Source organism: Halomonas sp. SIMBA_159, assembly GCF_046536035.1.
In the GTDB taxonomy this organism is placed as follows: domain Bacteria; phylum Pseudomonadota; class Gammaproteobacteria; order Pseudomonadales; family Halomonadaceae; genus Vreelandella; species Vreelandella venusta_A.
On the sequence record NZ_JAWJBT010001516.1, the window covers coordinates 1 to 239 of the forward strand.

1 protein-coding gene is annotated in these 239 nt (G+C 52.7%); it reads left to right on the forward strand.

The genetic code is table 11. The features are described 5' to 3' along the window. Positions 1–202: nitrilase-related carbon-nitrogen hydrolase (locus R0J87_RS24295; RefSeq protein WP_498889611.1), on the forward strand; the 202-nt coding region annotated here is incomplete at its 5' end. Positions 203–239: the final 37 nt, after the last annotated feature.

Consider the following 239-nt stretch of genomic DNA (forward strand, 5'->3'; position numbering starts at 1 on the left):
GGGTGAGCATAACCAGGGGCGGGAAACCTGGGGTCACTCGATGATTATTGATCCGTGGGGACAAGTTGTCGCCTGCCAGGAGCAGGGTACAGGTGTGATCACCGCAGATATCGATCTGGGTCTGAGCGCACAGATACGAATGAATATGCCATTGCTGCAACATAGCCGTTTTCAGGTGCAGCAGTGCAACACAGAAGAGTAAGGCAATGATGCTGGAAACCGTAGAACAGTCCATGCTG